Origin of the sequence: Citrobacter sp. Cpo030, assembly GCF_030333005.1 — a bacterium.
Lineage (GTDB): Bacteria > Pseudomonadota > Gammaproteobacteria > Enterobacterales > Enterobacteriaceae > Citrobacter > Citrobacter portucalensis.
In genome coordinates, this window is sequence record NZ_JAOWGT010000034.1 from 25,556 (window position 1) to 52,495 (window position 26,940).

The window sequence follows — 26,940 nt, forward strand, 5'->3', positions numbered from 1 at the left end:
AATGACACCCTGGTATCTGTACCTGATCCGTACCGCGGACAACGCCTTATACACCGGAATAACCACCGATGTGCAGCGCCGCTATAAGCAGCATCAAAGTGGGAAAGGCGCGAAGGCGCTACGCGGAAAGGGGGAACTCACGTTGGCATTTGCGGCGCAGGTTGGCGACCGTTCACTGGCCCTGCGCATAGAGTATCGCGTCAAACAGCTCACCAAGCGGCAGAAAGAGCGCCTTGTCGAAGGCGAAGGGCTTGAGGCGCTACTGAGCAGCCTGCAAACCCCGGAGCTTAAAAACGATTGAAGTGGTCGTGGTATTCCACAAGGCCCGTCACGCCTTCCAGCGCATCGTCCGCCAGGCGATGAACCTGGAACGCGCTTTCGGTGCCCGGCCAGCGGCAACGCAGGTCATGATGGGCCGCCAGCTCAAAGCCAAAGCGGCTGTACAGGGCCGGATCCCCCAGCGTAACCACAGCTGCGTAGCCAAACTCGTTCAGTGAATCGAGTCCTTCATAGACCAGCTGACGCGCCAGGCCCTGCCCCCGGTAGTTTTCATCCACCGCGAGCGGCGCCATGCCGACCCATTGCAGATCTTCACCCTGAACATCGACTGGGCTGAACGCGACGTAACCCACTACCTGACCTTCGTCATCGGTAGCAACCAGACCCAGCGTTAAGAAACCATCTTCACGTAGGTCGTGCACTAATTTCGCTTCCGCATCGCTCTCAAATGAACGGCGCAGCAGCGCATCAATACCTGGGGCATCAATGGGAATTTCAACTCGAATCAGCATGGCTCACCTACCGAGGTCTGTTTGGTTTCTGGCGACGTTTTCATCCCCGCCTCAACAAAATCTGCCAACTGCATCAGCATGACGCGCAACGCTTTAGGCATCTGCTCCAGTTCGATGGCATCCATCAGATTTTTTACGTATAGCCCTAATTCTGTATCACCTTCAATCACCAGGCGACGCTGGAAGAAAAGCGTATCCGGATCCTGCTTGCGGGCCACGATCATCAGCAGATCGCTGGCATCGGCGCTAAAACTCACATCCGCATCTGCATTCTGGCTGACGATAAGTTTATCGTTCTCAACAGAGGTATACCATTTGAGGTCAATGTCACGCACATGAATGCTCAGCCAGCGACCTTCGAGAAACTCCAGCTCCCCATCGGCCAGCGCCTGACTAAACTGCCAGCTCAGGACCTGCTCCAGAACCTGGCGCTTCAGCGCAAAGGGCGTCAGTTTAACTGGTACACTCATCAGAGAAGGACCAAATTGTACTAAGCGTGAACGCAGTTTATCCAACACGAGCTTTACTCCCTGTTTCAATAGTCCTGCTATTTTGCCATATCAAATAAACGACATAGCGGCATAAATCAACAATTCGATGCGAAATTGTTACCTCTTTATTGGTGTCACCAATACGACTTTAACTGCCTCAAATCAAAAATTGTCTCAGCAAGGTTAACTAAAATCCCCATTCGTTAACATTTCTGCGCCCATCACGGCGCAACGTTCAGGATAAATTATGGAGCTGCTCTGCCCTGCCGGAAACCTACCGGCGCTTAAGGCGGCCATCGAGAACGGCGCTGATGCTGTCTACATCGGGCTGAAAGATGATACCAACGCCCGTCATTTCGCCGGCCTTAATTTTACCGAGAAAAAATTGCAGGAAGCGGTGAGTTTTGTCCATCAGCACCGCCGTAAGCTGCACATTGCGATTAACACCTTTGCGCACCCGGATGGTTACGCGCGCTGGCAACGTGCCGTTGATATGGCAGCGCAACTGGGTGCAGACGCGCTGATCCTTGCCGACCTCGCCATGCTTGAGTATGCCGCAGAGCGCTACCCGCATATTGAGCGCCATGTCTCTGTTCAGGCATCTGCAACCAATGAAGAGGCAATTAATTTCTATCATCGCAACTTTGACGTCGCCCGCGTGGTGCTGCCGCGCGTGCTGTCTATTCATCAGGTGAAGCAGCTCGCTCGCGTCACGCCAGTTCCCCTGGAAGTGTTCGCCTTCGGTAGCCTGTGCATTATGGCGGAAGGCCGTTGCTATCTTTCGTCCTATCTGACGGGTGAGTCTCCTAATACGGTTGGTGCCTGCTCGCCTGCCCGTTTTGTCCGCTGGCAACAGACCCAACAAGGGCTGGAATCCCGTCTTAATGAAGTGCTGATCGACCGCTATCAGGACGGGGAAAACGCCGGTTATCCGACGCTATGCAAAGGCCGCTATCTGGTTGACGGCGAGCGTTACCATGCGCTTGAAGAACCCACCAGCCTGAACACGCTGGAGCTGCTGCCGGAACTACTGGCAGCCAATATTGCCTCGGTGAAAATCGAAGGTCGTCAGCGCAGCCCGGCCTATGTCAGTCAGGTGGCGAAAGTGTGGCGTCAGGCGATCGACCGCTGTATGGCCGACCCGCAAAACTACGTCCCGCAGGCCGCGTGGATGGAAACGCTCGGTTCTATGTCCGAAGGCACGCAGACCACGCTTGGCGCGTATCACCGTAAATGGCAGTGAGAGAAGCAATGAAATATTCCTTAGGGCCGGTGCTGTGGTACTGGCCGAAAGAAACGCTGGAAGATTTTTATCAGCAGGCTGCCGTAAGCCAGGCCGACGTTATCTATATTGGTGAAGCGGTATGCAGTAAACGCCGCGCCACCAAAGTGGGCGACTGGCTCGATATGGCGAAATCGCTCGCTGGCAGCGGTAAACAAGTTGTGCTGTCAACACTGGCGCTGGTGCAGGCCTCTTCTGAACTGGGAGAGCTGAAGCGCTATGTCGAAAACGGTGACTTCCTGCTGGAAGCCAGCGACCTCGGGGTGGTAAACATGTGCGCCGAGCGTAAGCTGCCGTTTGTCGCCGGGCATGCGCTCAACTGCTACAACGCAGTTACCCTGCGTATGCTGCTCAAACAAGGCATGGTGCGCTGGTGTATGCCGGTAGAGCTTTCCCGCGACTGGCTGGCAAACCTGCTCAACCAGTGTGATGAGCTGGGTATTCGCAATCAGTTTGAAGTTGAGGTGCTGAGCTACGGGCATCTGCCGCTGGCGTACTCTGCCCGCTGCTTTACCGCACGCTCTGAAGACCGTCCAAAAGACGAGTGTGAAACCTGCTGCATAAAATACCCGAACGGGCGCAATGTGCTGTCGCAGGAGAATCAGCAGGTCTTTGTCCTCAACGGGATCCAGACCATGAGCGGCTATGTTTACAACCTCGGCAACGAACTGACATCGATGCAGGGGCTGGTTGATATTGTGCGTCTGTCCCCTTCAGGCACTGAAACATTCGCCATGCTCGACGCCTTCCGCGCCAATGAAAATGGCAGTGCCCCATTACCGCTTGCTGCCCACAGTGACTGTAACGGCTACTGGAAGCGACTGGCTGGACTGGAGCTGCAGGACTAGCCGGATACGGCATAAATGCCTTATCGGGCCTACAAATAGCGATCCCGTAGGCCCGATAAGCGCAGCGCCATCGGGCATGTTATATTCGGTACCCGCCGTATAAAGCTCACTTTGTTAACAACATTCGCTAATCTTTAATGCAGTATTAAAAGATTAACCGGTAACAAAGTGAGCCGTTATGACTGACAAAACTATTCCGTTCTCGGTGCTGGATCTGGCGCCGATCCCTGAAGGATCCTCGGCAAAAGAGGCCTTCACACACTCGCTTGATCTCGCTCAACTGGCCGAAAAACGCGGTTACCACCGCTATTGGCTGGCGGAACATCACAACATGACCGGCATCGCCAGCGCCGCTACCTCAGTGCTGATTGGTTATCTGGCTGCTAATACCACCACGCTGCATCTCGGATCTGGCGGCGTGATGCTGCCTAACCATTCGCCGCTGGTGATCGCCGAGCAGTTCGGTACCCTGAACACGCTATATCCGGGACGAATCGATCTCGGGCTTGGTCGCGCACCGGGTAGCGATCAACCAACCATGCGCGCACTGCGCCGCCATATGAGCGGTGATATCGATAACTTCCCACGCGACGTCGCTGAACTGGTGGACTGGTTCGACGCCCGCGATCCTAATCCCCATGTACGCCCGGTTCCCGGCTACGGCGAGCAGATCCCGGTCTGGTTATTAGGCTCCAGCCTGTACAGTGCACAACTGGCGGCCCAGCTTGGTCTGCCGTTTGCCTTCGCCTCGCACTTTGCCCCGGATATGCTGCATCAGGCGCTGCATCTGTATCGCACCCAATTCAAACCCTCAGCGCGGCTGGTAAAACCGTATGCGATGGTGTGCATCAACATTATTGCCGCCGACAGCAATCGCGACGCCGAGTTTCTTTTCACCTCCATGCAGCAGGCATTTGTGAAGCTGCGTCGTGGCGAAACCGGCCAGCTACCGCCGCCGGTAGAGAATATGCAGCAGCTGTGGTCCGCTTCTGAGCAGTACGGCGTACAACAGGCGCTGAGCATGTCGCTGGTTGGTGATAAGGCAAAAGTGCGTCACGGTCTTGATGCCATTTTGCGTGAAACCCAGGCCGATGAGATTATGGTTAACGGCCAGATTTTTGATCATCAGGCACGTCTTCATTCGTTTGATTTGGCGATGGATGTGAAGCAGGAATTATTGGGATAGTACTATTTGTGCCGGATGGCGGCTACGCCTTATCCGGCCTACACGGTGATGTAGGCCCGGTAAGCGTAGCACCACCGGGCAACGGTTTTACTGATAAACCGGTAACAAATTAACGCTCGACAGAATATGGATAACCGCGTTGCCGATACCGAATACCAGGATCAGCGCAATCATTGGCTTACCGCCCCAGACACGGAATTTCGGGCTACCGAAACGCTCGCGAGATTTACGGGCCAGTAGCGCCGGAACAATGGCGGCCCAGATGGTTGCCGCGAGTCCTGCATAGCCAATGGCGTACAGGAAACCGTTCGGCCACAGCAGGCCACCGATAATTGGCGGGACAAACGTCAGCAATGCCGTTTTGAAACGTCCCATTGCCGAGTCATCAAAGCCAAACAGATCCGCCAGATAGTCAAACAGACCGAGCGTAACACCGAGGAATGAACTCGCCACCGCAAAGTTGGAGAACACCACCAGCAGCAGATCCAGACTGCGGCTATTTAACACACCGCTCAGCGCCTGTACCAGCACATCAATGTTACCGCCTTGCTGTGCAATACCAATAAATTCCGGACGCGGGATATTACCCATCGTCCCCAGTAACCACACGGTATACAGCACCAGCGCCAGCAGCGTGCCGTAAACCAGACACTTAACGATGGTCTTCGGATCTTTGCCGTAGTACTTCATCAGGCTCGGGACATTGCCGTGATAGCCGAATGAGGCCAGACAGAACGGCAGCGTCATCAGCAGGTACGGCGTATACGAAGCGTTGCTTTCCGCCACGTTAAACAACGTTGTGGGCTGAACGTGCCCTAATAAACTGCCGAAAGTCAGGAAAAAGGTAATTACCTTCGCACCCAGCACAATCGCCGTCATGCGGCTCACCGCTTTGGTGCTTAACCACACCACAAACGCCACCAGCAGCGCAAAACCAAGACCTGCCGCACGTGCAGGAACGTTCAACGACATCTCCGAGAAGGTGTGGTGCAGGATTGATCCGCTCGCCGAGATATACGCGTAGGTCAGAATATAGAGAACGAAAGCAATCGAGATGCCGTTCACCACGTTCCAGCCTTTGCCCAGCAGATCTTTCGTGATGGTGTCAAAACTGGAGCCAATGCGGTAATTGAGGTTAGCTTCAAGGATCATCAGCCCGGAGTGCAGCATGCAGAACCAGGTAAAGATCAGCGCCGCCATTGACCAGAAGAACCACGCCCCGGACATGACCACTGGCAGAGAAAACATCCCCGCGCCAATAATGGTGCCGCCGATGATCACCACGCCGCCGAGCAGCGAAGGTGACGTTTGGGTGGTGGTTAGTGTTGCCATTTAGCCATCTCTCCAGTCATTTATCTTGTGACTACATCTCAATGTGCTGCACTGTACCAGTACACGAGTACAATTAAAATAAAAAAAGCCCCGATTGTTGAGATCGGGGCCGTATATTTTACTTTACAGCTATAAAGCTAAAAGGCTTATGCATCACCGCCGAAACGACGACGACCAGCAGAGTCATCACGGCGCGGAGCAGAAGAATCGTCACGACGCGGACCACGGTTGCCTTCACGACGTTCGCCGCTGAAACGACGACCATCGCCACGACCGCCTTCACGACGTTCACCGCTAAAGTTACGACCTTCACCGCGACCGCCTTCACGACGCTCACCGCTGAAACGACCACCGCCACGACGCTCACCACCGGTGTGCGGAACTGCATCGCCAACCAGCTGCATGTTCATCGGCTTGTTCAGGATGCGAGTACGGGTAAAGTGCTGCAGCACGTCGCCCGGCATACCTTTCGGCAGTTCGATGGTGGAGTGGGAAGCAAACAGCTTGATGTTACCGATGTAACGGCTGCTGATATCACCTTCGTTAGCAATCGCACCAACGATATGACGAACTTCAACACCGTCATCACGGCCCACTTCAATGCGGTACAGCTGCATGTCACCAACGTCACGACGTTCACGACGCGGACGGTCTTCACCACCACGGTCATTACGGTCACGAGGGCCACGATCGTTGCGGTCACGCGGACCACGGTCATCACGGTCGCGGAATTCGCGTTTCGGACGCATCGGCGCATCTGGCGGCAGGATCAGAGGACGTTCGCCCTGAGCCATTTTCAGCAGTGCAGCTGCCAGCGTTTCGATATCCAGCTCTTCTTCCGGCTGCATTTTCGCCAGCAGAGCACGGTACTGATCCAGATCGCTACTTTCCAGCTGCTGCTGTACTTTAGCGGCGAATTTTTCCAGACGGCGTTTGCCCAGCAGATCTGCGTTCGGCAGTTCTACTTCCGGAATAGTCAGCTTCATGGTGCGTTCGATGTTACGCAGCAGACGACGCTCGCGGTTCTCAACGAACAGCAGCGCACGACCCGCACGACCCGCACGACCGGTACGGCCGATACGGTGAACGTAAGACTCGGAATCCATCGGGATGTCGTAGTTGACAACCAGGCTGATACGCTCAACGTCCAGGCCACGGGCCGCAACGTCGGTGGCAATCAGAATATCCAGACGACCATCTTTCAGACGCTCCAGAGTCTGCTCACGCAGGGACTGGTTCATGTCGCCGTTCAGTGCAGCGCTGCTATAACCGCTACGCTCCAGCGCTTCTGCTACTTCCAGGGTCGCATTTTTGGTACGAACGAAGATAATCGCCGCATCAAAGTCTTCTGCTTCCAGGAAACGCACCAGCGCTTCATTTTTACGCATGCCCCACACAGTCCAGTAGCTCTGGCTGATGTCAGGACGGGTAGTAACGCTGGACTGAATTCGTACTTCCTGCGGCTCTTTCATAAAGCGGCGGGTAATACGACGAATCGCTTCCGGCATGGTTGCAGAGAACAGAGCGGTCTGATGACCTTCCGGGATCTGCGCCATGATGGTTTCAACGTCTTCGATGAAGCCCATACGCAGCATTTCGTCAGCTTCGTCCAGTACCAGACCGCTCAGTTTGGAGAGGTCCAGAGTACCGCGCTTCAGGTGATCCAGCAGACGGCCCGGCGTACCGACGACGATCTGTGGCCCCTGACGCAGGGCACGTAATTGCACGTCATAACGCTGGCCACCGTACAGGGCAACCACGTTCACGCCGCGCATGTGTTTAGAGAAATCCGTCATGGCTTCTGCTACCTGAACCGCCAGTTCGCGGGTCGGTGCCAGCACCAGAATCTGAGGTGCCTTCAGCTCAGGATCAAGATTGTTGAGCAGCGGTAAAGAGAACGCTGCAGTTTTGCCGCTACCTGTCTGGGCCATACCCAGAACATCGCGGCCGCCCAGCAGATGCGGAATGCACTCTGCCTGGATTGGAGATGGTTTTTCGTAACCCAGATCGTTAAGGGCTTCAAGGATAGGAGCCTTCAGGCCCAGATCTGCAAAAGTGGTTTCGAATTCAGCCATGTAGTACGTGTGCCTCAAAATTAATGGCGGCCAGTCTACATAACTCATCATGAAATTGATCTGCAATTTTCATTGAAAAGTGTGAACCGGCTCAAAGTAGGTGTATTAACGAACAACAACGCCCTCACCCGTGAAGGTGATGGCAATCAAAAAAGATTACGGGCTGATGTGTACGTCAGCTATTGCTGGTCCGATTCTGCCAGGTCATCTTGGTCCTGGCCCAGGAGCGATAATTCCAACAATGCGTATCGGTGCTCAACAAAGTTATGAACGTTGTTAGCCACCGCCAGTTTGAACAATGCCGTAGCGTTGTCCAAATCCCCCAGACTTAGGTAGTACTTACCTAAATAGAAGTTGGTTTCACTGAGATGCTCAGCGAGCGAGGTGTTATCCGTTGCGTCCGCCTTCAGGCGTTCCATCAGCGTTGCTTCGCTAATGTTGCCCAGGTAGAACTCGACAATGTTCCATCCCCATTGCTCTTTATCCGATTTTTCAAAGCGTTGCTTCAACGCTTCTTTAGCCTGCTTCTCATCGAGCTTCTGCTCGGCAAGATAAAGCCACAGACTACGGAAAGGATCATTGGGATCGTCTTGATAAAACGCTAGCAGATCATCTTGCGCTAACTTGTCGCGACCGCCGTAATACAATGCGATACCGCGATTTAAGTGCGCGTAGTTGTAAGTTGGATCAAGCTCAAGTACAGAATCAAACGCTTCATAGGCAGCATCAAAATTGCCTGCCTGCGTTAAATATATACCTAAGTAATTGAATACTTCAGGCATATCTGGTCGGATTGCCAGCGCTTGTGAAAAATCATTTCGCGCCAGTGCCCTCAGACCGAGACTATCATACAACACTCCGCGCTCATATAAAAGCTGTGCGCGTTCGTCATCGGTTAAAGCCCGACTGGCAAGAATTTGTTCCATACGTGCCAGAATCACTTCCTGCTGCAAAGTCGGTTGCAATGGTACTGCGAGGACTTCACTCTTTCGCCAGGCGGAATTACTGCATCCAGCCAGCGTGAGTGCTGTCGCAACGAAACACCAGCGCAAAAAAGGCTTCATTTCCCACTCCCGAAGACAACGATTGAATGAACGTCCAGGTTCCCCGGTTGCTAACAAGGCATCCTGCCGGGTTAAAGGCCCTCCGCTTTCACGGAGGGCAATGGCAACCTTACTCGCCCTGGCTTGCCGGAGCTTCCGGTTCGCCTGCAGGCTGAGACTGCTCAGTTGCTTCTTTAATGCTCAGACGTACACGGCCCTGGCGATCAACTTCCAGAACTTTGACCGGTACTTCCTGGCCCATCTGCAGGTAGTCGGTCACTTTCTCTACGCGCTTGTCAGCGATCTGAGAGATGTGTACCAGACCTTCTTTACCGCCACCGATGGCAACGAACGCGCCAAAGTCAACGATACGGGTCACTTTACCATTGTAGATACGGCCAACTTCGATCTCTGCGGTGATCTCTTCGATACGACGGATAGCATATTTCGCTTTCTCACCGTCGGTCGCAGCAATCTTCACGGTACCATCATCTTCGATTTCAATGGTAGTGCCGGTTTCTTCGGTTAGAGCACGGATAACAGAACCGCCTTTACCGATAACATCTTTGATCTTGTCCGGGCTGATCTTGATGGTGTGGATACGCGGAGCGAACTGAGAAATGTCGCCGCGCGGAGCGTTGATCGCTTGTTCCATCACACCCAGGATGTGCAGACGCGCACCTTTAGCCTGGTTCAGAGCAACCTGCATGATTTCTTTGGTGATACCTTCAATTTTGATATCCATCTGCAGTGCAGAGATACCGTCGCGGGAACCCGCCACTTTGAAGTCCATATCGCCCAGGTGGTCTTCGTCGCCCAGGATGTCAGACAGAACAACAAAGTTGTCGCCTTCTTTCACCAGACCCATCGCGATACCCGCAACGGCGGCTTTGATCGGCACACCTGCGTCCATCAGCGCCAGGGAAGCACCACATACGGAAGCCATGGAAGAAGAACCGTTAGATTCGGTGATTTCAGAAACCACACGCACGGTGTACGGGAATTTATCCAGTTCCGGCATTACTGCCAGTACGCCACGCTTCGCCAGACGGCCGTGACCAATCTCACGACGCTTCGGAGAACCGACCATACCGGTTTCACCTACGCAGTACGGAGGGAAGTTGTAGTGGAACAGGAAGTTGTCAGTACGCTCGCCCATCAGTTCGTCGAGGTTCTGCGCATCACGCGTGGTGCCCAGGGTCGCAGTAACCAGCGCCTGAGTTTCGCCACGGGTGAACAGTGCGGAACCGTGGGTACGCGGCAGAACGCCAGTACGCACGTCCAGGCCACGGATCATGTCTTTTTCACGGCCATCGATGCGCGGCTCGCCTGCCAGTACGCGGCTACGAACAACGTTTTTCTCGATAGCGTGCAGGATTTCACCCAGTTCGTTAGCGTCCAGGGTTTCGTCTTCAGCCACCAGAGTCGCGATGGTTTCAGATTTGATCACGTCAACCTGAGCATAACGCTCTTGTTTGTCAGTGATACGGTAAGCATCGCTCAGACGAGCTTCTGCCAGTGCGGCAACGCGCGCGTTCAGCGCTTCGTTGACAGCTTCTGGCTGCCAGTCCCAACGCGGTTTGCCAGCTTCTTTCGCCAGCTCGTTGATCGCCTGAATCACAACCTGCTGCTGTTCGTGACCGAACACAACAGCGCCCAGCATCTGATCTTCGCTCAGCAGTTCAGCTTCGGATTCAACCATCAGTACGGCTGCTTCAGTACCTGCAACAACCAGGTCCAGCTTGCTTTCTTTCAGTTCGTCCTGAGTCGGGTTCAGTACGTACTGGTCATTGATGTAACCAACACGTGCAGCACCGATCGGGCCGTTGAATGGGATACCAGACAGAGTCAGCGCAGCAGATGCACCAATCATTGCCACGATGTCCGGGTTAACCTGCGGGTTAACGGAAACAACGGTCGCGATAACCTGAACTTCGTTAACGAAGCCTTCCGGGAACAGCGGGCGAACCGGGCGGTCAATCAGACGCGCGATCAGGGTTTCGCCTTCGCTCGGACGGCCTTCACGACGGAAGAAGCTACCCGGGATACGGCCAGCAGCGTAGGTACGCTCCTGATAGTTAACGGTCAGCGGGAAAAAGTCCTGGCCTGGTTTCGCTTTTTTCTGGCCAACAACGGTAACGAATACCGCGGTGTCATCCATGCTAACCATAACAGCGGCAGTCGCCTGACGCGCCATCATGCCGGTTTCCAGCGTAACGGTATGCTGACCGTACTGGAATTTACGAACGATCGGATTAAGCAAAATAATATCCTTTCTCTATTTTTTGACGGCACATTTTTGCGCCATCGTTAATACCCGATCTTCTGCGCATCCTCGCGACTAATGACAACCCTAACCCATAAGCATGAGTAAAGCCTCTCATTAGCCGCGCGAACCTCTGCAACGGAAGATCATTCATAGCAACAATACATTAGTTTCCAGCGAATTGCTGCCATCTGCTGGAAAAAAGGGGCCATGAAGGCCCCCTCTTTCTGAAACTCGAAAGAATTAGCGACGCAGGCCCAGACGCTCGATCAGCGCGGTGTAACGTGCAACATCTTTACGTTTCAGGTAGTCGAGCAGTTTACGACGCTGAGAAACCATGCGCAGCAGACCACGACGGCTGTGGTGATCTTTTTTGTGCTCTGCAAAGTGGCCCTGCAGGTGGTTAATCTGTGCAGTCAACAGAGCAACCTGAACATCGGTAGAACCGGTGTCGTTTGCATCACGACCAAACTCAGAAACGATTTTAGCGGTAGCTTCAGTACTTAGAGACATTTTAAAACTCCAAAGTGATAAGAATGAAAGGATGCCGATCTCTAATTCAGCTATCCCAGTGTATACACTTTATCCTTCAAACTGACTCTGCGTTGGCTGCGTCCGCTCACCTCAGTCACTTACCTAAGTAAGCTCCTGAGGATTCTCAGACTTGCCGCCTTGATGCAGCTCGAATGATTTTGTGTATACGCCACGCAGATTGTTAAACAATTTACGCGACGTTAAGCGGCAGTATTCTACTCGCAGCGCCCTTTTATCGCAAGACAGAGAGCGTTATGCAGGATACTCAACTACCAGGCGGCGGGGGGCGACACGACCTTCATCGTCCATCTCCCCCATGCCAATAAACTTGCCGTCATCGCCTTCCGTCACGCGTACCAGCCCTTCCAGCGGGGCGCCTGTCGTCCGTACCGGATTACCATTTTTAAAGTAAACCGACGATGTTAAAGGCAAATTAACAACAGGATAGTCCGATGCCGGACTGTCCATTGGCATCAACAAAGGATCAAGCAGCTGAGCCGCCGGAATGTTCTGCTGTTCTGCCTGTTCGACCAGCTCACGCAGGTGTTCCAGCGTAACCATACGATCCACCGGATACTTGCTGACCGTCAGACGACGCAGATACGTTACGTGCGCGCCGCAGCCCAGCTTCTCACCGAGATCGTCAACGATGGTACGAATATAGGTGCCTTTGGAGCAGTGAACTTCCAGCTCCAGTTCGTTACCTTCGTGACGGATAAACAGCAGCTCATAGACGGTAATCGGGCGCGCTTCACGCGGCACTTCAATGCCCTGACGCGCATATTCGTACAGCTTCTTACCCTGATACTTCAGCGCCGAATACATCGACGGAATCTGCTCGATATCGCCGCGGAAAGTCTCCAGCGCGCTCGCCAGTTGTTCTGCGGTGAAGGTTACCGGACGCTCCTGCACGATCTGCCCATCGGCATCGGAAGTGTCAGTACGCTGGCCCAGACGGGCAACCACGCGATAGCGTTTGTCAGAATCCAGCAAATACTGTGAAAACTTTGTAGCTTCACCGAGGCAGATAGGCAGCATACCTGTCGCCAGCGGATCCAACGCGCCGGTATGTCCCGCGCGGTTGGCATTGTAGATGCGCTTTACTTTTTGCAGCACGTCATTGCTGGACATGCCCTGCGGCTTATCCAGCAGCAGGACACCGTGAATATCGCGACCACGACGACGAGGACGACTCATCAGTCCTCCTTGCTGTCGTCCGCTGGGTTCACACGACGCTCATCGTCATGTTTCACCACGCTGGTCACCAGGTTGGACATGCGCATCCCTTCAACCAACGAGTTGTCGTAGAAGAAGGTCAGCTCAGGCACGATACGCAGACGCATTGCTTTACCCAGCAGAGAACGGATAAAACCAGAGGCTTCCTGCAGTGCCTTAATGCCGTTTTTCACAGCAGCTTCGTCCTGATCGTTGAGGAAAGTCACGAATACTTTGGCATATGCCAGATCACGGGACATCTCAACACCCGATACGGTGGTCATCATGCCAACACGCGGGTCTTTGATTTCGCGTTGCAGGATGAGTGCGATTTCTTTCTGCATCTCCTGCGCGACACGCTGTGGGCGACCAAATTCTTTCGCCATAATAAATTCTCCAGACAAAAAAGGGGCATTCAGCCCCTTTTGAAAATAATTCGGTGATTAGGCTGTAGGCCTGATAAGCGTAGAGCCATCAGGCATTACATTGCCGGATGTCGGCGTAAACGCCTTATCCGGCCTACACCCAAACAACCTTAAGCAATTGTACGTTTGATCTCGATGATCTCGAACACTTCGATCATATCGCCAACGCGAACGTCGTTGTAGTTCTTAACGCCGATACCACATTCCATACCGTTACGGACTTCGTTAACGTCATCTTTGAAGCGGCGCAGGGATTCCAGCTCGCCTTCATAGATAACCACGTTGTCGCGCAGTACGCGGATTGGGTTGTGACGTTTAATCGTGCCTTCGGTAACCATACAGCCTGCGATAGCGCCGAATTTCGGTGATTTGAACACATCACGAACTTCAGCCAGACCAATGATCTGCTGTTTCAGCTCCGGAGACAGCATGCCGCTCATCGCAGCTTTCACTTCGTCGATCAGATGATAGATGACGGAGTAGTAACGCAGATCCAGGCTTTCTGATTCGATAACTTTACGTGCAGAGGCATCAGCACGTACGTTGAAGCCAACCAGAATCGCGTTGGATGCCGCAGCCAGGGTCGCGTCGGTTTCGGTGATACCACCTACGCCAGAACCGATGATCTTCACTTTTACTTCGTCGGTAGACAGTTTCAGTAAAGAGTCGGAAATCGCTTCTACAGAACCCTGTACGTCAGCCTTCAGCACGATGTTCACTTCGTGAACTTCGCCTTCGGTCATGTTGGCGAACATGTTCTCAAGTTTAGATTTCTGCTGACGAGCCAGTTTAACTTCACGGAATTTGCCCTGACGGTACAGTGCAACTTCACGCGCTTTCTTCTCGTCACGAACAACAGTAACTTCGTCACCCGCAGCCGGAACACCGGACAGACCGAGGATTTCCACCGGAATGGACGGACCTGCTTCCAGTACTTCCTGACCCAGTTCGTTACGCATCGCACGAACGCGGCCGTATTCGAAACCACACAGAACGATATCACCCTTGTTCAGGGTACCTTCGCGAACCAGGACGGTAGCAACCGGGCCACGACCTTTATCCAGGAAGGATTCGATAACCGCACCGCTCGCCATACCTTTACGCACAGCTTTCAGTTCCAGTACTTCGGCCTGCAGCAGGATAGCATCCAGCAGTTCGTCGATACCGGTACCCGCTTTCGCAGAAACGTGAACGAACTGGCTCTCGCCGCCCCACTCTTCCGGCATGATGCCGTACTGGGACAGTTCGTTTTTAACGCGATCTGGATCCGCTTCCGGTTTATCGATTTTGTTGACTGCAACAACTACCGGCACACCTGCCGCTTTCGCGTGCTGGATAGCTTCGATAGTCTGCGGCATCACGCCGTCGTCTGCTGCAACAACCAGAACAACGATATCCGTTGCCTGAGCACCACGAGCACGCATGGAGGTAAACGCGGCGTGACCCGGGGTGTCCAGGAAGGTGATCATACCGTTGTCAGTTTCAACGTGGTACGCACCGATGTGCTGAGTAATGCCGCCCGCTTCGCCAGAGGCCACTTTCGTTGAACGAATGTAGTCCAGCAGAGACGTTTTACCGTGGTCAACGTGACCCATGATGGTCACTACCGGTGCGCGCGGTTCAGCCGCAGCGCCGGTGTCACGGTCGCTCATTACTGCTTCTTCCAGCTCGTTTTCACGACGCAGGATAACTTTGTGGCCCATCTCTTCGGCAACCAGCTGTGCGGTTTCCTGGTCGATGACCTGGTTGATGGTCGCCATTGCGCCCAGTTTCATCATCGCTTTGATGACCTGAGAGCCTTTGACCGCCATCTTGTTCGCCAGATCGCCAACGGTGATGGTTTCGCCGATCACAACGTCACGGTTAACGGCCTGAGCTGGCTTCTGGAAGCCCTGCTGCAGAGCGGAACCTTTACGCTGCTTACCGCCTTTACCGCCGCGAACCGCTGCACGTGCTTCTTCACGGTCAGCTTTAGATTCAGCGTGTTTGTTACCTTTTTTCGCCGGACGCGCTGCTTTAGTGCTGCGAGTACGACCACGACCGCCTTCAACTTCACGATCGTTCTCGTCTTCAGCCTGGCGAGCATGCTGAGAGGTGGTGACGTGATAATCACTGGTGTCTTCGACAGGTTCAGCGTTATTCACACCATTTTTCTCGTTTTCTTCCGCCATACGGCGAGCTTCTTCCGCTACGCGGCGCGCTTCTTCTTCAAGCTTGCGACGTGCTTCTTCTTCCGCTTTACGCTTCAGTTCTGCGGCTTCATTTTCACGGCGGGCTTTTTCGGCCTGGGCGGTTTTAGTCATATCGTCGGTCTGTTGATTGCTCACTTTGTCTTTTTCCGCAGCTTCACGTTTCGCTTTATCAGCGGCTTCACGCTTAGCTTGTTCTGCGGCCTCACGTTCGGCTTTTTGTTGCGCCTCGCGTTTGGCAGCTTCTTCTGCCTCACGACGGGCTTGCTCTTCCGCTTCACGCTGCGCCTGCTCTTCCGCGGCAAGGCGTTCAGCCTCTTGCGGATCGCGTTTCACAAAGGTGCGTGTCTTGCGGACTTCGATTTGTACCGATTTGCTTTTTCCACCGGTACCTGGAATATTGAGAGTACTGCGCGTTTTACGCTGCAATGTCAACTTATCCGGCGCTGAGCCGTTTTCACGGTTCAAATGCGCCAGTAAGGTTTGTTTCTCTTGTGCGGACACAGAGTCGTCAGCAGACTTCGGAATACCGGCATCAGCAAATTGCTGTACCAGGCGATCTACGGAAGTCTGTATCTCTGCAGCCAGCGTTTTTACGGTTACATCTGTCATACTGTTCCTTCCTGCTACAGTTTATTACGCTTCGTCGCCGAACCAGCAAATATTACGGGCAGCCATAATCAGCTCACCGGCTTTTTCGTCGGTCAACCCTTCGATATCAGCCAGATCATCAATGCCCTGTTCAGCGAGATCTTCCAGCGTACAAACACCACGGGCCGCCAGTTTGAAGGCCATCTCACGATCCAATCCTTCCAGATTCAGCAGATCGTCAGCCGGTTTGTTATCACCGAGGCTTTCTTCCTGGGCCAGTGCCAGAGTGGTCAGTGCGTTTTTAGCACGCTCGCGCAGCGCTTCAACGGTCTGTTCATCCAGGCCGTCAATTTCCAGCAGTTCTTTCATTGGCACGTAGGCCAGTTCTTCCAGCGTCGCAAAACCTTCTTCCACCAGAACGGTCGCGAAATCTTCATCGATATCGAGATATTTGGTGAAGGTATCGATGGCTGCATGTGCTTCAGCCTGATGCTTCGCTTGCAGGTCATCAACGGTCATCACGTTGAGTTCCCAACCGCTCAGTTGTGAAGCCAGGCGGACGTTCTGACCATTACGTCCAATCGCCTGAGCCAGGTTACCGGCTTCAACCGCGATATCCATGGTGTGTTTGTCTTCATCCACCACGATAGAAGCGACGTCTGCTGGCGCCATTGCGTTAATCACGAACTGCGCCGGGTTATCATCCCACAGGACGATATCGATACGCTCGCCGCCCAGTTCGGTAGAAACCGCCTGAACGCGCGCACCGCGCATACCAACACAGGCGCCGACCGGATCAATACGCTTGTCGTTGGTCTTAACGGCGATTTTCGCACGCGATCCCGGATCGCGAGCAGCCGCTTTAATTTCGATAACTTCTTCGCCGATTTCCGGCACTTCAATGCGGAACAGCTCAATCAGCATTTCCGGCTTGGAACGGGTTACGAACAGCTGTGCACCGCGCGCTTCCGGGCGAACTGAGTACAGAACGCCACGAATACGGTCACCAGGGCGGAAGTTTTCACGCGGCAGCATGTCTTCACGCAGGATCACAGCTTCAGCATTACTGCCCAGATCCAGAGAAATGTTGTCGCGGTTTACTTTCTTCACCACACCGGTGACGATTTCGCCTTCGTGTTCGCGGAACTGATCAACAACCATTGCGCGTTCAGCTTCACGTACTTTCTGTACGATAACCTGCTTCGCGGTCTGGGTGGTGATACGGTCAAAGGTGACAGATTCAATCTGATCTTCAACATATTCGCCCACGTTCAGACTTTCGTCTTCGAAGCGTGCCGCTTCCAGCGTAATTTCTTTGGTCGGCTGAGTAACTTCTTCTACGATTACCCAACGACGGAAGGTATCGAAATCACCGCTTTTACGATCGATTTCTACGCGAACGTCGATCTCTTGCTCATATTTTTTCTTTGTTGCTGTAGCCAGCGCACTTTCCAGCGCTTCAAAAATTTTCTCGCGTGGCAGCGCTTTTTCGTTGGATACGGCTTCAACAACAGCCAAAATTTCTTTGTTCATCGCGGGCTTTTCACCTCAATCCAGACTGTTAAAAGTGGGGAACCAGGTTCGCCTTCTGGATATTACTCAGCGCGAACACTTCATCTTTGCCTTCGACTGTGACCGTGATCATCTCACCGTCCACCGCTTTGATAACGCCCTGCCATTTACGACGGTTTTGTACCGCCATACGAAGAACCAGCGTGACTTCTTCACCCAGGAAACGCACGTAGTGTTCAGCTGTGAACAGAGGACGGTCGAGACCCGGAGAGGAGACTTCCAGGTTATAGGCAACGGTGATTGGGTCTTCGACATCCATCACGGCGCTTACCTGATGGCTCACATCAGCACAATCATCAACATTGATGCCATCTTCACTATCAATATAGATGCGCAGTGTGGATGTGCGACCACGAATAAATTCGATGCCGACCAGTTCGTAGCCCAGGGCTTCAACCGGCGCTGTAATCATCTCTGTTAATTTTTGCTCTAATGTGGACAAGCCCACCCCCAAGACATAAAAAAAGGGCCTAAAGCCCAGTTATTCTGTAGTCAGATAACAAAAAACCCCGATAAATCGGGGCTTTAGATAACTGAACCCTATAACCGCACCTGCGGTTCGGAGAACCTTCCGAAAGAATTTTTTTCAAATCCAGCTACGAAGGCCTAAGTCTTCACAGTATATTTGAAAAAGAACTCTAAGGGAAAGTGGTTGCGGGGGCCGGATTTGAACCGACGACCTTCGGGTTATGAGCCCGACGAGCTACCAGGCTGCTCCACCCCGCGCCTGAAACGTGGCAAATTTTACTCGTTTTGGGTAAAAAATGCAAATACTGCTGGGATTTGGTACCGAGGACGGGACGTAAAATCTGCGCACAGTATATTGATTCACTATGCGTTATGTCAACCTTGTTACGACTATGCAAATCAATGAATGCTGCCTAGCGCTAACCCAGCAAGATAAATATGCCGCCCACGCCGTTATTTAACGAAATTATCACTAAACTCTTCCTGTCATCCAGAAAAGATGATTAAATGAAAACTCATTTATTTTGCATAAAAATGCAATTAGTATAATAAGCCGACCTCTTCACCAGTCTATCAAGCAGGGTTTTATTTTATGACGACGATTCTCAAGCATCTCCCGGTAGGTCAACGTATTGGTATCGCTTTTTCCGGCGGCCTGGACACCAGTGCAGCACTGCTGTGGATGCGACAAAAAGGGGCTGTCCCATATGCATATACTGCGAATTTGGGTCAGCCGGATGAGGATGACTATGACGCCATTCCTCGCCGTGCAATGGAATATGGTGCTGAGAATGCTCGCCTGGTAGATTGCCGTAAGCAGCTGGTTGCCGAGGGGATCGCTGCCATTCAGTGCGGAGCATTCCACAACACCACTGGCGGACTGACCTACTTCAATACCACCCCGCTGGGCCGTGCCGTGACCGGCACCATGCTGGTTGCCGCAATGAAAGAAGATGGTGTAAACATCTGGGGCGACGGTAGCACCTATAAAGGTAACGATATTGAACGTTTCTATCGTTACGGTCTGCTGACCAACGCCGAACTGCAGATTTACAAACCATGGCTGGATACCGATTTTATCGATGAGCTCGGCGGTCGCCATGAGATGTCCGAATTTATGATTGCCTGTGGTTTCGACTACAAGATGTCCGTTGAGAAAGCCTACTCCACTGACTCCAATATGTTGGGTGCAACGCACGAAGCTAAAGATCTGGAATTTCTGAACTCCAGCGTCAAGATTGTTAACCCGATCATGGGCGTCAAATTCTGGGACGAAAACGTCAAAATTCCTGCGGAAGAAGTTACCGTTCGTTTTGAACAGGGTCATCCGGTTGCTCTGAACGGTAAAACCTTCAGCGACGACGTTGAGATGATGCTGGAAGCCAACCGTATCGGCGGCCGTCACGGTCTGGGTATGAGCGATCAGATTGAAAACCGCATCATTGAAGCGAAGAGCCGTGGCATCTACGAAGCCCCGGGGATGGCATTGCTGCATATCGCCTACGAGCGTCTGCTGACCGGTATTCACAACGAAGATACCATCGAGCAGTATCACGCACACGGTCGCCAGCTTGGTCGTCTGCTGTATCAGGGACGCTGGTTCGACTCTCAGGCGCTGATGCTGCGTGACGGTCTGCAGCGTTGGGTTGCCAGCCAGATTACCGGTGAAGTCACGCTGGAACTGCGTCGTGGTAATGACTACTCAATCCTCAACACCGTGTCTGACAATCTGACGTACAAACCAGAACGTCTGACGATGGAAAAAGGCGACTCCGTATTCTCTCCGGACGACCGTATCGGTCAGTTGACCATGCGTAACCTGGATATCACCGATACCCGCGAGAAGCTGTTCGGCTATGCGCAGTCTGGCCTGCTGACCGCCTCTTCCGCAACCGGCCTGCCGCAGGTTGAGAATCTGGAAAATAAGGCGAAGTAAAGATTCACTATCTTAAGGCCGCGCAAGCGGCCTTTTTTATGCGCGGAATATAGGATGTCTGTAGGTCGGATAAGGCGTTTACGCCGCCATCCGACATTATTACAACGCCTGATGATGCTACGCTTATCCGACCTACAGACAGCCATAAATAACAGACGAAAAAAAAGACGCTTTGCAGCGTCTTTTTTTTGGAATTTGGTACCGAGGATGGGACTCGAACCCACAAGCCCGTTAGGGCACTACCACCTCAAGGTAGCGTGTCTACCAATTCCACCACCTCGGTACAGAATACTTAGCGTGGGATATCGCTGGTCGGCTGAGCCGGAGCAGCTGGCTGAGTTTGCTCGGTTTTCGCCGGTGCGCTCAGATTTTCCCACTCACTTCCTTTATTGGTCTTATTGCTGTTCATGTTACCCAGCACCAGACTGATGATGAAGAACAAGGTTCCCAATACAGCTGTCATACGGGTCATGAAGTTACCAGAACCACTTGAACCAAACAGAGTACCAGAAGCGCCTGCGCCAAAAGAGGCTCCCATATCAGCGCCTTTGCCTTGCTGCAGCATGATCAAGCCTACCAGGCCAATTGCCACAATAAGGAAAACTACTAAAAGAGCTTCGTGCATAATCAACCTGTTCCTTGCGGAGTTGCCGCGTACAATGCTTCGACCATTAAAGCGGGAATATTTACTGTTTCCCACTGAAGCGGGTGTGAATACTAACCAAAGCGAATAACCTTCGCAAGGGCAATTTGTTAGCATTGTATCAACTGCGGAAAAAATCGCCATATCAATCAAAAACGCAGCAACTTCTCCCAGCATCTCTGCATAACAGCACGTTGATCTTCAAGATTCGCCCATACCACAACGGGGATTTCACAAATCAGATCTGTATTTTCTGGCCAGCAGTGAATAATTTGCTGATTCACCAACTCTTCCGCCACCATCGATTCAGGTAACCAGGCCACTCCCATATGGCGCAGTACCATTTCTCGTATCGTTTCGCTTAAACCACTCTCAAATACTTTTTTTAGCCGTGGGCGGACGCGTTGTTCTGCCGACTCAATAATACGTCTGACAAAGGTGTAGTCGCTGTAGCATAGCCACGGAATCGGAGCATGCGGATCATTAAGCGCATCAGCCAACTGGGCTGAAATAACCGGTATAAATCGCTCATACCGCCATAGGGAACGTTTTAACCCTCCAGCGATCTCCAGCCCAGGCTGCGCGGACGGTAAATCGTAGGTCACCAGCAAATCAATTTGCCGGTTCATCAGGGCATTGAAGTGGTTGTCTATCCCCTGGATACTGGCGTTTACCGTAAAGTTTAACTGCGGCTCACTCTGTCGCAGGTAGTTGATCATATCCGGCAGGATATTCACCGACAGCGTATGCAGGCTGACCATCACCAGCGTGTTATCCGTTGCTGGCGTCATCGCCGACAGCTCATGACGTGCCTCTGTTAACGTGCTGAGGACATGCCGGGCATAAGGCTCAAAGCGTTCACCATAGCGCGTCAGCGTGACGGGGGTCGTTGTCCGGTCAAACAAAGGTACGCCCAGCACCTCTTCCAGCGCCTTTATACGCCGACTCAACGCAGGTTGAGTAATATGCCGCTGCGCCGCGGCCTGAGAGTAGTTTCCATGCTGGCTCAAGGCCAGAAAATCTTCCAGCCACTTACAATCCACGTTGTGCTCTCCGCCATGCCATAACCGCATCCTCCAATAACAAATCGGTAATAGTCATAGTTATAGTAATGGCTTTATGGTGGGCATCATAACAACAATATTTCGTTTCACCTGCCGACTCTCACCCTCGACGTTTGACAGGACCGCTATGTTTACTTTATTGACCAATGCCCGTGTTTTTTCTCCTGAGGATTTAGGCCTCTGCTCCCTGCTCATTCATGCCGACCGAATTGTGGCGGTAGAAAAAGATATTTCATTGTTTGATGGCATCAACGAGGTCATCGATTGTCGGGGTAAATGGGTTATCCCTGGTATCATCGATCAGCATGTTCATCTTACCGGTGGCGGTGGTGAAGCCGGATTTTCCAGTCGGACGCCCGCCGTCAAGCTGCGCGATCTGATTCAGGCAGGTATTACCACGGTGGTTGGCGTGTTAGGCACCGATGCCATTTCTCGTTCACCCAAAGACCTCTACGCTAAAATGCAGTCTCTCAACCTTGAGGGATTACGCGCGTTTATGCACACGGGAGCCTACGCCGTTCCCAGCCCAACTATTACGCGATCCATCCGCGATGATATGGCCTTCATTCCGGCAATTCTTGGTGTAAAAATCGCCCTCGCCGATCACCGTGGCTCTTACCCCTCTTTCCAGGAGTTGCTGAGGATAGTGAGCGATATTCGCGTCGCTTCCCTGCTGGCAGGGAAAAAAGGCTTGCTGCATGTGCACCTGGGGAATCTGCCGGAAGGGATGTCGCAACTTATTGAGCTGTGTGATGCGGGTATTCCGATTCACCATATTTCACCGACGCATGTTGCGAGAACTGAGCCCTTGTTCGAACAGGCAATTGCTTTTGCCCATCGCGGCGGCCATATCGATGTTACGTCAGGTGGCAGTCGTTTTATGCCTCAGGAACAAGCGATTCTCCACGCACTCGAAGCACAGGTTCCGGCGGAGCGCATCACGATCAGTTCTGACGGCAACGGCAGCGTTCCACGCTTTAACGCTCAGGGTATCGTTGAAGGTTTAAGCGCAGCACCGGTCGCAGGCAATCTTAACCTGCTTCCTCGCCTGATTGATGTCGGGATTCCGGTGCAACAGGCCATCGCGATGCTGACGGCAAACGTTGCGCGCTCGCTGGGTATTTCCGGGGGCGTGCTCTGCGCCGGAGAACGTGCTGATATCTGTGTACTCAATGATGACCTCTCGCTGGCCCATCTGTTTGCCGCGGGTAAACCGTTGCTGCGGGATGGCGAGTGCCTGGTTACCGGCAACTTCGAGTAAGGGGGCAAGAATGTCGTTACTACTGGCGCTAATCGCCATCATTTTTGCCGGACGTCTAATCCTCAAAAAATATCACCCCCAGTCGGTACTGTTATTGACCGGGATTGTGCTGTTGCTTATCGCGCATTTTAGCGGAATGACCTCACTCAGTGGCCTGGTGAAAAAGAGCACTGGATTTGGCCCCTTTGACGCCTTTGAGTTTATTCGCGATACCCTGAGCGTGCGTCTCGGCGGCCTCGGTCTGCAAATTATGCTGATTGGTGGTTTTGCCACCTATATGTCGGCCATTGGCGCAAGCCAGGTACTGGTTCGGGTGACATCTCGTCCTTTGCAACGCCTGAACTCGCCTTATCTGCTGCTGGGGCTGGCACTGCTACTGGGTCAATTCCTGTCGCTGTTTATCAGCAGCGCCACCGGATTGGGTCTGCTGTTGATGGCGACGCTTTACCCATTGCTTACCCGTCTTGGCTGTAGCCGCGCCGCGGTTGCCGCCGTTATCGCCAGTACCTGTGCGGTTGAGTTTGGCCCCGGTTCCGGCAACTCTGTTCTCGCCGCCAAAACTGCAGGCATCGAGGTCGTGAACTATTTCGTGCAGGATCAGTTGCCGATCGTTGTACCCGTCATTCTTTTCATCGCCCTACTGCATATTGTTGTGCAACGCTTTTTTGACCGTCGGGAAAGTGGCGACAATACAGCTCAGCAAATGCAGACATTAACGGCGACTGATGAAGCCGACGCACCTATCGCCTGGCTGTTTCTGCCCATGCTGCCGCTGGTATTGATGCTGGTGTGCAGCGATTTAGTATTCAGCTCACTCAAGATCACGCTGGATACCGCCGTACTGATAAGCCTCGCTATTACGCTGGTTTGTGAATACTGCCGTCATCGCAAGGCGCGCGAGGTGATGGCTGGCGTACAAAAGGTTTTCGACAGCATGGGCAGCGTTTTTGCCACCGTCGTGACGCTGATTATCGCCGGTGAAGTCTTTTCCGCCGGACTGAAAGCCATTGGTGCCGTTGACGCACTGTTGTCACTTTCCGGTGAATTTGGCCTAAGCGCCGCCTCTATTATCCTGCTGATGACCCTGATCACCTTCGCAATTTCAGCGCTGATGGGCTCCGGGAATGCGGCATTTTTCTCCTTCGCACCCATGGTGCCGGACATCAGCCGTCATATCGGCAGCGATATCGCTGTCATGATGTTGCCTATCCAGATCTCTGCGGGTATTGGTCGTACGTTATCGCCCATCGCCGGCGTAATCATTGCTATCGCAGGGATTGCAGGTGTCTCGCCTGTGGATATTGTTAAGCGTACCGCGATTCCGATGCTGGGCGGTTGGCTACTGATGATTGCGTTAACCTTTGCCCGGTCTGGGCATCTGCTGGCGGTTCTGCCGTGGCTGGCAGCCCTTGTGCTACTGATGGTCGGTGGTTACTTCTGGCAGCGCCGACGTAAACAGCCGCTTGCCGTACAGTAAAAAAAAGCCGGAGTCTCAGACTCCGGCTTTCACTTTCTTCGGAATTACGCCGCTTTCACAGCATCGGCAATACGGTGGGCGAATTCAGTCACCTGCGCTTCGTCTTCACCTTCAACCATCACACGAATTAACGGTTCGGTACCAGACTTACGCAGCAGGACGCGTCCACGGTTACCCAGCGCCGCTTCCACTTCCGCCATCACCGCTTTCACGTTTTCATGTTCCAGCGGATCGCCGCTACCTGCTGTGTATCGTACGTTAACCAGCAGCTGTGGGAACATTTTCATGCCGCTGCACAGGTCGTGCAAGCTCATATGGTTGCGCACCATCGCCGCCAGCACCTGCAGGCCCGCCACGATGCCATCACCAGTGGTGGTTTTGTCCAGCAGGATCACATGACCAGAGTTTTCGGCACCGATACGCCAGCCTTTTTCCTGCATTTTTTCCAGCACATAACGGTCGCCAACTTTTGCACGGGCAAACGGAATACCCAGCTGTTTCAGCGCCAGCTCGAGGCCCATGTTGCTCATCAGCGTACCTACCGCGCCACCGCGCAGCTGACCCTGACGCAGGGCTTCACGGGCGATGATGTACATGATCTGATCGCCATCGACCTTATTACCTTCGTGGTCAACCATAATGACGCGGTCGCCATCGCCATCCAGCGCAATACCCAGATCGGCTTTTTCCGCAATCACGCGCGCCTGCAGGGCACGGACGTCGGTGGCACCGACTTCTTCATTGATATTCACACCGTTTGGCTCACAGCCAATGGCAATCACGTTTGCACCCAGTTCACGCAGTACATTTGGCGCAATGTGGTACGTCGCACCGTTAGCGCAATCCACCACAATTTTAAGCTCATTCAGGCTCAATTCGTTCGGGAAGGTGCCTTTGCAAAACTCGATATAGCGACCGGCAGCATCAACGATACGTGTGGCTTTACCCAGTTCAGCGGAATCCACGCAGGTGATCGCTTTTTCCATCTCGGCTTCAATGGCTTCTTCCACTGCATCCGGCAGTTTAGTCCCGTCGGTAGAGAAGAATTTAATCCCGTTGTCATAGTACGGGTTGTGCGAAGCGGAGATAACAATCCCGGCCTCAGCACGGAAGGCGCGCGTCAGATACGCAACGGCGGGTGTTGGCATTGGCCCTGTGAATGAGGCTGAGAGTCCGGCGGCAGCCAGGCCCGCTTCCAGCGCAGACTCCAGCATATAGCCGGAAATACGCGTATCTTTACCGATAATAATTTTACGTGAACCATGACGAGCAAGCACTTTCCCTGCAGCCCAGCCCAGCTTGAGCACAAAGTCAGGAGTAATTGGGGCATCGCCTACGCGACCGCGGATCCCATCAGTGCCAAAATATTTACGATTACTCATAGCGTTTTTTTTCCTTTGCAGACAATGTGGCTTCCACCACACGCATCGCTTCTACGGTTTCTTTGACGTCATGGACACGAACGATCTGCGCCCCCTGCATTGCGGCAATCACCGCGCACGCAAGGCTACCGCTCAGGCGTTCAGATGGCCCCACATTCAGTAACTGGCCAACCATTGATTTTCGTGACATCCCAACCAGCAATGGCAGATTAAAATGATGAAACTCAGACAAACGTGCCAGTAATGTGTAGTTGTGAGTGAGATTTTTACCGAATCCGAATCCGGGGTCGAGCAACAATTTATCTTTTGTGATTCCAGCCCGCTCGCAACGTGCTATTTGCTCAACAAAGTAACGGTTTACCTCAGCAAAAACATCCTCATACTTTGGTGCTTCCTGCATGGTTTTCGGCTGCCCCTGCATATGCATCAGGCAAACCGGCAATCCGGTCTCCGCTGCGGCTTCCAGCGCTCCAGGCTCCGAGAGCGAGCGAATATCATTGATGATATGCGCGCCAACTCTGGCGCATTCGCGAATCACTTCGGGTTTTGAGGTATCGACCGAAATCCACACTTCAAAACGCTGAGCAATCGCCTCGACCACTGGGATCACTCGCTGCAACTCTTCTTCCACACTCACATCAGCCGCGCCCGGACGCGTGGACTCACCGCCCACATCAATGATAGTCGCCCCGGCGTTAATCATCAGGTTTGCGTGTTTTACCGCCTCAACAAGAGAGTTGTGCGCTCCGCCATCGGAAAATGAGTCTGGCGTGACGTTCAAAATCCCCATGACGTGCGGATGGCTGAGATCCAGTGAAGAACCCTGAGCAAAGAGTTTCATAGTTTTATCCCTGGTAAAATCTTGAATA

Annotated in this window: 24 protein-coding genes and 2 tRNA genes; 7 read left to right on the forward strand and 19 right to left on the reverse strand. The window is 53.1% G+C overall.

The features are described from left to right. Nucleotide 1 precedes the first annotated feature (1 nt). On the forward strand, nt 2-301 hold the full coding sequence (locus OGY37_RS00440) for a GIY-YIG nuclease family protein (RefSeq protein ID WP_003828636.1): 300 nt from the start codon (nt 2-4) through the stop codon (nt 299-301). Here the strand turns inward: OGY37_RS00440 and OGY37_RS00445 are convergent. Together OGY37_RS00445 and ubiT are read right to left on the reverse strand one after the other, a co-directional pair. Further along, on the reverse strand, nt 288-791 hold the full coding sequence (locus OGY37_RS00445; RefSeq protein ID WP_003024966.1) for a GNAT family N-acetyltransferase: 504 nt from the start codon (nt 789-791) through the stop codon (nt 288-290). The two genes, OGY37_RS00440 and OGY37_RS00445, sit on opposite strands and share 14 nt — an antisense overlap. Next, the gene (ubiT, locus tag OGY37_RS00450) at nt 785-1,309 is read right to left on the reverse strand and encodes a ubiquinone anaerobic biosynthesis accessory factor UbiT (RefSeq protein ID WP_003828637.1); all 525 of its coding nucleotides are present in this window, start codon (nt 1,307-1,309) and stop codon (nt 785-787) included. The genes OGY37_RS00445 and ubiT overlap by 7 nt, the downstream gene beginning before the upstream one ends. A 220-nt stretch (nt 1,310-1,529) precedes the next feature. Here ubiT and ubiU point away from each other — a divergent pair, with 220 nt between their 5' ends. From ubiU to OGY37_RS00465, 3 genes are all read left to right on the forward strand, one after another. Next, the gene (ubiU, locus tag OGY37_RS00455; protein WP_003024971.1) at nt 1,530-2,525 is read left to right on the forward strand and encodes a ubiquinone anaerobic biosynthesis protein UbiU; all 996 of its coding nucleotides are present in this window, start codon (nt 1,530-1,532) and stop codon (nt 2,523-2,525) included. Between the two features lie 8 nt (nt 2,526-2,533). Then, entirely contained in the window at nt 2,534-3,412 is an 879-nt protein-coding gene (locus OGY37_RS00460) for a U32 family peptidase (protein WP_458793821.1), read from the forward strand. Nucleotides 3,413-3,590: 178 nt separating this feature from the next. Further along, nucleotides 3,591-4,598, forward strand: a complete 1,008-nt coding sequence (locus tag OGY37_RS00465) for a luciferase-like monooxygenase (RefSeq protein WP_286619794.1) — start codon at nt 3,591-3,593, stop codon at nt 4,596-4,598. A gap of 87 nt (nt 4,599-4,685) precedes the next feature. On the opposite strand, the gene mtr is transcribed toward OGY37_RS00465, so the two are convergent. The 12 genes from mtr to OGY37_RS00525 form a co-directional block, all read right to left on the reverse strand. Then, nucleotides 4,686-5,930 carry a tryptophan permease gene (mtr, locus tag OGY37_RS00470; protein ID WP_003828642.1) on the reverse strand — a complete coding sequence of 415 codons (1,245 nt, stop codon included), beginning with the start codon at nt 5,928-5,930 and terminating at the stop codon, nt 4,686-4,688. Nucleotides 5,931-6,076: 146 nt separating this feature from the next. Continuing rightward, complete coding sequence (locus OGY37_RS00475; protein ID WP_003828643.1) at nt 6,077-8,005, reverse strand: DEAD/DEAH family ATP-dependent RNA helicase; 1,929 nt, start codon at nt 8,003-8,005, stop codon at nt 6,077-6,079. Then, nucleotides 7,998-8,078: a protein YrbN gene (gene yrbN / locus OGY37_RS00480; protein WP_010723222.1), complete on the reverse strand. Its 81-nt coding sequence runs from the start codon at nt 8,076-8,078 to the stop codon at nt 7,998-8,000. Before yrbN ends, OGY37_RS00475 begins: the two co-directional genes overlap by 8 nt. 106 nt (nt 8,079-8,184) lie before the next feature. Beyond that, nucleotides 8,185-9,069 carry a lipoprotein NlpI gene (gene nlpI, locus OGY37_RS00485; RefSeq protein ID WP_003024982.1) on the reverse strand — a complete coding sequence of 295 codons (885 nt, stop codon included), beginning with the start codon at nt 9,067-9,069 and terminating at the stop codon, nt 8,185-8,187. Between the two features lie 109 nt (nt 9,070-9,178). Continuing rightward, nucleotides 9,179-11,311, reverse strand: a complete 2,133-nt coding sequence (gene pnp, locus OGY37_RS00490) for a polyribonucleotide nucleotidyltransferase (RefSeq protein WP_008785911.1) — start codon at nt 11,309-11,311, stop codon at nt 9,179-9,181. A 246-nt stretch (nt 11,312-11,557) separates the two neighbouring features. Then, nucleotides 11,558-11,827: a 30S ribosomal protein S15 gene (rpsO, locus tag OGY37_RS00495; RefSeq protein ID WP_000059465.1), complete on the reverse strand. Its 270-nt coding sequence runs from the start codon at nt 11,825-11,827 to the stop codon at nt 11,558-11,560. Between the two features lie 273 nt (nt 11,828-12,100). Beyond that, a complete protein-coding gene (gene truB, locus OGY37_RS00500) occupies nt 12,101-13,045 on the reverse strand; it encodes a tRNA pseudouridine(55) synthase TruB (protein WP_003828704.1) in 945 nt (314 codons plus the stop codon). Beyond that, a complete protein-coding gene (rbfA, locus tag OGY37_RS00505) occupies nt 13,045-13,449 on the reverse strand; it encodes a 30S ribosome-binding factor RbfA (protein WP_003024988.1) in 405 nt (134 codons plus the stop codon). Before rbfA ends, truB begins: the two co-directional genes overlap by 1 nt. Before the next feature lie 149 nt (nt 13,450-13,598). After that, complete coding sequence (infB, locus tag OGY37_RS00510; protein ID WP_003828710.1) at nt 13,599-16,289, reverse strand: translation initiation factor IF-2; 2,691 nt, start codon at nt 16,287-16,289, stop codon at nt 13,599-13,601. A 24-nt stretch (nt 16,290-16,313) separates the two neighbouring features. Beyond that, complete coding sequence (gene nusA / locus OGY37_RS00515) at nt 16,314-17,801, reverse strand: transcription termination factor NusA (RefSeq protein ID WP_003024992.1); 1,488 nt, start codon at nt 17,799-17,801, stop codon at nt 16,314-16,316. A 28-nt stretch (nt 17,802-17,829) separates the two neighbouring features. Then, nucleotides 17,830-18,282, reverse strand: a complete 453-nt coding sequence (gene rimP / locus OGY37_RS00520) for a ribosome maturation factor RimP (RefSeq protein WP_003024996.1) — start codon at nt 18,280-18,282, stop codon at nt 17,830-17,832. 207 nt (nt 18,283-18,489) lie between these two features. Continuing rightward, a tRNA-Met gene (locus tag OGY37_RS00525) sits at nt 18,490-18,566 on the reverse strand. A gap of 334 nt (nt 18,567-18,900) precedes the next feature. On the opposite strand from OGY37_RS00525, the gene argG reads away from it, so the two are divergent. After that, nucleotides 18,901-20,244, forward strand: coding sequence for an argininosuccinate synthase (gene argG, locus OGY37_RS00530; protein WP_003828714.1), 1,344 nt, complete (start codon nt 18,901-18,903; stop codon nt 20,242-20,244). Nucleotides 20,245-20,440: 196 nt separating this feature from the next. On the opposite strand, the gene OGY37_RS00535 is transcribed toward argG, so the two are convergent. The 3 genes from OGY37_RS00535 to OGY37_RS00545 form a co-directional block, all read right to left on the reverse strand. Further along, nucleotides 20,441-20,527 (reverse strand) — tRNA-Leu (locus tag OGY37_RS00535). Nucleotides 20,528-20,536: 9 nt separating this feature from the next. Further along, nucleotides 20,537-20,869: a preprotein translocase subunit SecG gene (secG, locus tag OGY37_RS00540; protein ID WP_003025000.1), complete on the reverse strand. Its 333-nt coding sequence runs from the start codon at nt 20,867-20,869 to the stop codon at nt 20,537-20,539. A gap of 167 nt (nt 20,870-21,036) precedes the next feature. Beyond that, nucleotides 21,037-21,930: a LysR family transcriptional regulator gene (locus OGY37_RS00545; RefSeq protein WP_003828716.1), complete on the reverse strand. Its 894-nt coding sequence runs from the start codon at nt 21,928-21,930 to the stop codon at nt 21,037-21,039. 148 nt (nt 21,931-22,078) lie between these two features. Between OGY37_RS00545 and iadA the strand changes: the two genes are divergently transcribed. Next, the gene (iadA, locus tag OGY37_RS00550) at nt 22,079-23,212 is read left to right on the forward strand and encodes a beta-aspartyl-peptidase (RefSeq protein ID WP_286619796.1); all 1,134 of its coding nucleotides are present in this window, start codon (nt 22,079-22,081) and stop codon (nt 23,210-23,212) included. Between the two features lie 10 nt (nt 23,213-23,222). After that, the gene (gene dcuC, locus OGY37_RS00555) at nt 23,223-24,689 is read left to right on the forward strand and encodes a C4-dicarboxylate transporter DcuC (protein ID WP_003828720.1); all 1,467 of its coding nucleotides are present in this window, start codon (nt 23,223-23,225) and stop codon (nt 24,687-24,689) included. Between the two features lie 44 nt (nt 24,690-24,733). On the opposite strand, the gene glmM is transcribed toward dcuC, so the two are convergent. Beyond that, nucleotides 24,734-26,071 carry a phosphoglucosamine mutase gene (gene glmM, locus OGY37_RS00560; RefSeq protein WP_008785919.1) on the reverse strand — a complete coding sequence of 446 codons (1,338 nt, stop codon included), beginning with the start codon at nt 26,069-26,071 and terminating at the stop codon, nt 24,734-24,736. Further along, entirely contained in the window at nt 26,064-26,912 is an 849-nt protein-coding gene (gene folP, locus OGY37_RS00565; RefSeq protein WP_048225717.1) for a dihydropteroate synthase, read from the reverse strand. Before folP ends, glmM begins: the two co-directional genes overlap by 8 nt. Nucleotides 26,913-26,940 lie beyond the last annotated feature (28 nt).